General features: G+C 53.5%; 5 protein-coding genes and 1 pseudogene. All 6 read left to right on the top strand.

The window, feature by feature from the left end; translation table 11 throughout:
• Positions 1–1,259, top strand: a pseudogene (locus DW800_RS17100) (hypothetical protein); the annotation flags it as partial.
• Between the two features lie 10 nt (positions 1,260–1,269).
• Positions 1,270–1,461, top strand: coding sequence for a hypothetical protein (locus DW800_RS17095; protein WP_119958222.1), 192 nt, complete (start codon positions 1,270–1,272; stop codon positions 1,459–1,461).
• Positions 1,462–1,463: 2 nt separating this feature from the next.
• Positions 1,464–2,621: a hypothetical protein gene (locus tag DW800_RS17090; protein WP_117720693.1), complete on the top strand. Its 1,158-nt coding sequence runs from the start codon at positions 1,464–1,466 to the stop codon at positions 2,619–2,621.
• Between the two features lie 18 nt (positions 2,622–2,639).
• Positions 2,640–2,924 (top strand): hypothetical protein, encoded by a 285-nt coding sequence (locus DW800_RS17085; RefSeq protein WP_035449790.1) that lies wholly within the window; start codon positions 2,640–2,642, stop codon positions 2,922–2,924.
• Positions 2,925–2,964: 40 nt separating this feature from the next.
• The gene (locus DW800_RS17080; RefSeq protein ID WP_229076284.1) at positions 2,965–3,960 is read left to right on the top strand and encodes a hypothetical protein; all 996 of its coding nucleotides are present in this window, start codon (positions 2,965–2,967) and stop codon (positions 3,958–3,960) included.
• Position 3,961: 1 nt separating this feature from the next.
• On the top strand, positions 3,962–4,551 hold a 590-nt coding region (locus DW800_RS17075), incomplete at its 3' end, for a hypothetical protein (protein ID WP_133303839.1).

Raw genomic sequence — 4,551 nt, 5'->3', positions numbered from 1 at the left:
CTGACGGCACAAATTTTCTGTTGAAGTTCGGCGAGTTTATCGACTCTATGGTCGCGGGCAAGGGTGCCGGAATATTCCCTGACGGCCGTATGCAGCTGTCCCGCCTCGAGGTCCGCGACAGCCTTACCGTCCTTGAGCTTATCTTCAACCGTCTCTCCGCCATGGAGAGCGACTATTCCTTCTCCGAGTCCGGTACCATCGAAAGTGTATCGCAGCTTGAAGACGGCACATACAGCCTGAAGATGAAGAAACGGTGGGATAACGACTTTACTGCACTGGCAGAAAACGATGTTGTATATGGTGTTGTCAATGACCTTGCATCAGGTGGCGGCAAGTATTATACCTCCTGGCTACGTGTCTTGCATGTTGACATCTCAGCCAATACGATCAACGCTGTGATGTACCCTGATAGCGAGGTGCCGGGTGGCAAGAATTATCCTCCTGAGCCGTTGATGATATTATCACACCGTGGCAACCCGGTTGATACTGAACGGCAGGGTTATTGGTATCTGTCATCCCGTGAGCATTGTATCTGCATGCTTAACGGGGTCACAAAACCCGTCCTTGAGGAAAGCAACTATTCGGTGATCGTCGGCAGGCTGAAGCATCTGTCTCTGTTCGACAACCTGCCCATCAACTACCTGCACTCTTATATCTACGTCCGGGGATTGGTAGCGCAGGACATCCACCGCATCGACTTCCAAGGCGTATTGCCCCGCATCGCCAACGACCGCGGAGAGTGGAGCATGGAGACCGCCATCGGAGCAGAACCCTACCAAGCCGACCGCGAGGCACAGACCGAGACCGTACGTGTGATGATGTACGATACCGTGTGGCACTACGGATGCAAGTGGATGTGTCTTGTTTCCGGCACTACCGACGAACCGAAGTACGGAGCAGCGGGCTGGGCAATGGTCGAGGGCAATCCGGATTTCAGCATCGATATAGAAAGCTCCAATGGCTGGTACTTCGATGCGGAGCGTTTTGCGACCACCCTCACCATTACCGGTGAGCTGTACAACCGTGACGTTACGGCGCATATCCTTGACAGTGATGTGGAGTGGACGCGCGACACGGGCAACGTCACCGAGGACAACGCCTGGGCGGTCGCACACGCGGAAACCGGCAAGTCACTGCCGCTGACGGTCAACGACCTCGGCCCCGACTATATGAACATGACCGGGTGCAAGTTCATCGCACGGGTATTGCTGCGTGACGGGCAGAACAATTATGAGACAATGAATTATATAACCTTTTAAAAAATGAATTATGCAAGTCAACAGAGTGTCAAAAGTGGAGTTTGGTAAAAGCCATGTAGTGGAATACAGGTATAAAGTGTTTGGGTTGTTCCCCGTAATCCGTATCACAATAGTTCATGGTGATTGCATGGATGATTGTCTTGAAAAGGCGGTTGAAGAGAAGACTGGTCATAAGGATGTCACAATCATTTCATATACTTGATTATGCAGACTATACAGAAGAAGATAGAGGTCAACTACCGCCCTCTCCAGACCAGCGGCGGGATAGAGGTTGTCGGCAGCGTGCCGGACGTGCAGGTGTACCAGGCTGACAAGGCCGAGTACACTCCGGACTACACGCTTACCCCCCTGACGCTGTTCCCCCGGTGCAATGCCACCGACCCGGATGCGGTGGTCAAGGTGGGTGCGGTCAACGCGTCATTGGTCAACATGAAGTGGTACGAGCGCTTGAACGGTGTACGGACATTGATTACATCTGCCAACAAAAGCTATGTCATTACCGAGACCGGAGCCGAGAAGGGTAAGATACAAGTGAAAAAGAACGCCGTTCCCGGCAGTCCGGTAACACTGGAGTTCTACGCCGAGTATGTCGATGCGAAGCGTACCGGACAGACGCATGTCTACCGTTTCAGCCGTCTTGTCCGCGCCGTTGACGGCAGCGAGGCGCAGCCTAAGCTGATGGTCGACTCTCCGTCGGCACTTGATTGGAACCCGTGTCGGGACATTGCCAGGCAGGCCATCACCGCCAGACTGCTTGTCGGTGATGTAGATGTCACAGCAACCAACAAGTGCAAGTTCTTCTTCTATCGGAAGCTGAATACGGGCGCACTGGAGCAGATTACCGACGGTAACGGCGACAATGACTGGGAGTTCGTATCACTGACAAAGAACGTGCTTACCATAGACCGGGACTATATCGGCCACGAACAGACCTACGTCGTGAAAGCATCGTACTCGAAGGACGGTGCTCCTTCATCCAAGCCGGACAGTGACATAGACTATGTCTCCACCACCATCCGCAGGCGTATTCCCAGCATCGAGATTGACTGGGAGGGATTTCCGCAGCAGGTGGCAGACGGAACCAAGATGATATACCCGAAACCGGTCATCCGTGATACGGCAGGGATTGTCCCCAATCCCCAGGCCATCCTTGAGTGCGAATGGTACACGAAGGCGGCCGGTGCCTCCTCATACGTGCTGGCCGCTGCCGGGTACTCGCCCTCCATCCCATGCACCGACGGCATGATGCTACAGCTGAAGGTGATTGACAAGGGCCCGTATGCGGCGGTGGTGACATCTGACGGCAAGTACGTGACGGATGACAGCGGTAAGTTTATAGTGGCAAGGAAAAGGGATGTTTAACCATTAATCGATAGCAGTATGGCATTTTATATCAAAGTGACGAGAGAGGTTGCGGACAAGCTGGGAGTGGCAGGAATCCGCAACAGCACTGCCGACGGCAATGTGCTGTTATGGCAGGCCGATGTGGCAGGCTTTCCCGGCGATACGGTATTCGACCGGGCGGCAGTAGTCGGGGGCGTGTGCCTTTCCCCGCAGCAGGCCAAGGGTGAGATAGACGGCGTGGAAGATCCGGTGGAGGTCGCCACTCCGGAGGGTTTCATGGATAAAGACGGGGAGGAGGTGACCGATGAGCGTAGCGAGTAAGGTCGGGCAGGTAATCTTTTCGCAAAAGTCTGGCGTTTACATGCCAGCGATTATGTGCGACAAAGGCGACCTCTATCAAGAGTATGATGGTGAATCGGGTGCTCCGACAAACATAGCCCCCGACTTCACCACGATGAAGCCGACGCTCTCCTTCCTTCTCACCTCCTCACGGGTGGCTGAGGGGGTTGTGGTGCCCTCTTCCATCAGGTGGTATTTCAATGACGTGTTGATAAGCTTCACATCCAACGTTTCCACGAACACGTTCGGCGGCGAGACGGGGCATTTCAAGTACATCCCCTACAAGGCGGGCACTACGAACTATTACGGGCTTCAGATCGTGAAGAACCTGGTGAAGGCGTCGTCCGGTGCGAGCTGCAGCGTCAAGGCGGTGGCTACGGTGACCGTGGGCAACGTGTCGGATGAGGTGCAGTTCGTTTACAGCATCCCTATCACCAAGGGTGTGGGCAACCAGAACGTGGTGACCATCGTTTCCGGAGATGACAAATACTTTGCCATCCGTGAGAAGGGAGGCAGTGTCGTTCTCACGGCAATGGCGAGACGTGGAGCGTCAGAGATCACCTCCGGACTAACCTACAAGTGGTCCAGGATGGTTAACGGTGCCTGGCAGACACTCGTCGACCAGACCGGCAAGAGTCTGACCGTTACGGACAGCCTGGTTGACACTACGGGCATCTTTAAGGTGGAGGTGTCGCAGGGCGGCAATCTGATAGGCCTTGACACGCAGACGGTGATGGACTTGTCAGACCCCTACGACATCATAACTAATCCCAATCCCGAGGATGAGACGATTGTTTCCGGTTCCGGAGGTTCGGTGACTTATACGCCTATCCTTGTCAAGCGGGGACAGACCACGAAGGCAAAGAATATGCTGTTCTATTTTGTCTTTATGGATTCGGCAGGGGTCATTCTCAATCCGGCTACGGCGAATGTGGCTGCGGCAAGCGGTACCTGCACTGAAGCTATGTGCCAGCAGGCAGGCGGCAATGTTTCATGGACAATCTCAACGGCAGCATGATATGGCAAAGAAAGCGTTGGCAAGCAAGACGGGAGAAGTGAAGTATCTCCAGCAGGGACCGATCGGTCCGCTGGTCTATCCGGCTGGAGAATATTCCGCATCCACAGGCTACACCCGTACGGCTCTATCGACACCGATGGTACTGTGTGAAGGTCAATACTACGTGTTGGCTAAGGAGGGCACATTTAAGGGTGTCAACCCCAAGACAGACTATGCGGCAAACGGCAGTAAGGCGACATGGGTAGTGATGGACAAGATACAGTATGCCTTTATCGAGGTACTGATGGCGAATTTCGCCAAGCTGGCAAGTGCGGTGTTCTATGGGCAGTATATGTTTTCGCAATACGGAATAAAAGCCGATGGCTCTGCTGTAGAAACGGTAGGCGGATATAAAGATTTTAATTACAATGACCCGATGAATCCGGCAAACAAGTTTCGACCAAACTTACTCCTTGATTTTCTGACTGGGAGCTTCAAGGGACGTAATGTTGAAGTTGAGGGGACAATTATTGCCAATGCATCATTTGTTCGGATGCATGATTTCCGTGCAAACGAGGGGTATTTCTTTTTGAATCCGGCTTTTGGCTCTGA

The organism is Bacteroides sp. AM32-11AC (genome assembly GCF_003603515.1).
Classification (GTDB): domain Bacteria; phylum Bacteroidota; class Bacteroidia; order Bacteroidales; family Bacteroidaceae; genus Bacteroides; species Bacteroides uniformis.
The sequence above is the reverse complement of the archived record's forward strand: the minus strand, read 5'-3'. Positions and strand labels throughout refer to the sequence as shown.